Origin of the sequence: Streptacidiphilus neutrinimicus, from assembly GCF_000787815.1 — a bacterium.
GTDB classification, from domain to species: Bacteria; Actinomycetota; Actinomycetes; order Streptomycetales; family Streptomycetaceae; genus Streptacidiphilus; species Streptacidiphilus neutrinimicus.
Genome location: NZ_BBPO01000143.1, coordinates 1 through 2,159, shown reverse-complemented (window position 1 = coordinate 2,159; position 2,159 = coordinate 1). Strand labels below are relative to the sequence as shown.

Sequence of the window (2,159 nt, the reverse complement as noted above, 5' to 3'; positions counted from 1 at the left end):
CCCGTAGGCGCCGGGGTGAGGTCGCGGATCTCGCCGCCCGCGAAGTCGTAGGCGTCGCAGAAGCGGAGACCATGCGCGCGGGCGGGGGCGTCGAGGTGGGTGACGGCAAGGGCGTCTGCGCCGCCGGACGCGCCGAGCGCGTAGCGGTGAGCGACGGCGTCGAAGTGGCCGCGGCGGAACGCGCCCTGCCAGGGGCCGGTCGCGTTGTGGGGTTCGGCGAGCGCCGCGTCCAGCGCGGGGTCCTCCGTCACCAGCGGGCCGGGGCCGTGGCGCGTGGTGTAGCTGCGGACCACGCCCAGCCGCAGCGCGTCGGCCGCCGCGCCCGCCTCGGCCAGCAGCGTGCTCGCGTTGGCGAAGGTGGTCGTGGACCACGTCGTGTACGGGTGGAACCCGTACCACTCGTCGAGCAGGACGCCCTGCGCGCCCTCGAAGACGACCCGCTCGCGTCGCAGGACCTGCGGCAGGTGCTCTTCGTCGGTGAGGCGGACCGCCTGTGCGAACGCCCGGTAGGCGGGCAGGCAGTCCTCGACCGGGGGCCCCAGCTGAGCGACGGGCAGCCCGAGTTGACCGGCGAGCCTGGCCCGTAGTCGGGACAGGACCGCGGTCAGCCGCGCCGGGGCCGCGCAGTCCCCGGCCGTCGGCGCGTCCTCGGGGTGGTCCAGCGCGTAGGCCGCGGTCTCGCCGATGCCCATGCCGCAGGAGCCGTGGCGGCCGGAGCCGCGCGCCTGCTCGCGCAGACGGTTCGCGGCGGCGTGGTAGGGGGTGGTCAACAGGGCGCGACGGTCGACGGTGAGGCCGCCGAAGGGATCTCGGACGCCGATCCCGGCCAGGTGACGGGCCTCTGCGGCGAGCGCGAGCGGGTCGACGAGCACGAAGCGGGACAGGTGCGTGCGCACGCCGGGCACGAGGGCTCCGGAGCCGAACTGCGCGAAGGTGTGGTGGCGTCCCTCGTCCGTGACCACGTTGTGGGCCGCCTGCGCGCCGCCGTTGAAGCGGACCACGGTGGTCGCGCCCATCGCCCGGCACAGGCGGTCCACGGTGGCGCCCTTGCCTGCGTCGCCGAACCCGAGGTCGACGACGACGGCGTGGCGTTGACGGATGTTCACAGCCTGCTGTTCCCGGTGCCGTTGTCCGGTCGCGCTCCGCTCCGCCCGTCACGAGGCAGCAGGGAGACGCCGGAGACGAGGGCCTGGCCGGTGCCGCGGGCGACCCGGGCCAGGGCGCGGCCGACGGTGGAACCCGCACGGGAGCCGATGTCGGCGAGGTCCTCGATGCCCTCGTCGAGGTCGATCGCGCCCTCCCCCAGGCCGATGGCGACCGCGATGGTCTCGCAGACGGCGTCGAGGTCGTCGAGCTCGATGACGTTGTCGCCGAGCAGGGTGCGCCAGCGCCCGAGGACCTGGTCGTTGCCGACGTAGGAGGATCCGGCGGGGAGGACGTAGTAGACGTCCCAGCGGCGCTTCAGCTCGTCGAGCAGGGCCTGCAGCGGGATGTCCTCCGTGGCGCGCTCGCCGAACACCTCCCGGACCTGGGCGGCGGACACCTGCCCGTAGGGGAGTTCGTCCCCGATGATGAAGAGGTAGCCCCGGCGGCCGCGCTTCTCGTGGCAGTCGATGGCGGTGTGCCGGGCCATCGCGTACATCGCGAGCTCGTAGGACTCGTGCATCTGACCGCCCCCGCCGCCCTCGAGGAAGATGCAGCCGAGGTGGTCGTCCATCCGGTTGTCCGACTCGAACTGACCGAGCTGGAGCGGCACCCGGTCGCAAGTGGCGTCGCCGATCGCGCCGAAGAGGATCTGCGGGTCGCGGACGTAGCCCTTGCGCAGCAGCAGGCCGAAGAGCTCGGGGAGCTTGGTCTGCAGCACGCGCGGGACGGTGCCCATGGAACCGGTGACGTCGAAGAGGACGGCGATGGCCTGGGAGTCCGGGTGTTCGTCGCTGTCGCGGCTCTCGCGGACGGTCAGCCCGAGCGGGTCGAGGTTCGGGTGGGCGCGCCAGCCGTGGCGCGGGCCGCGACGGGCGCGGTCGCTGTAGTCGAAGGCGCCGATGCCGTGCGCGGCACGGTAGTCGGCAGCGGCGGTGTAGACGTCGGTGTCCCAGCGTCCGCTTCCCATCGTGTTCTCCCCGTTGTGGTTCGTGATGTCGGGCCGCCTGCCGCGT

General features: G+C 73.6%; 2 protein-coding genes. Both read right to left on the bottom strand.

From position 1 onward, the window contains the following. Nucleotides 1–1,106, bottom strand: a 1,106-nt coding sequence (locus TR48_RS37485; protein ID WP_236652512.1) for an adenylosuccinate synthetase, incomplete at its 3' end; no start/stop codon positions are given. Then, a partial coding sequence (locus TR48_RS37480; RefSeq protein WP_236652511.1) for a hypothetical protein occupies nt 1,103–2,159 on the bottom strand: 1,057 nt, incomplete at its 5' end. The genes TR48_RS37480 and TR48_RS37485, both read right to left, overlap by 4 nt.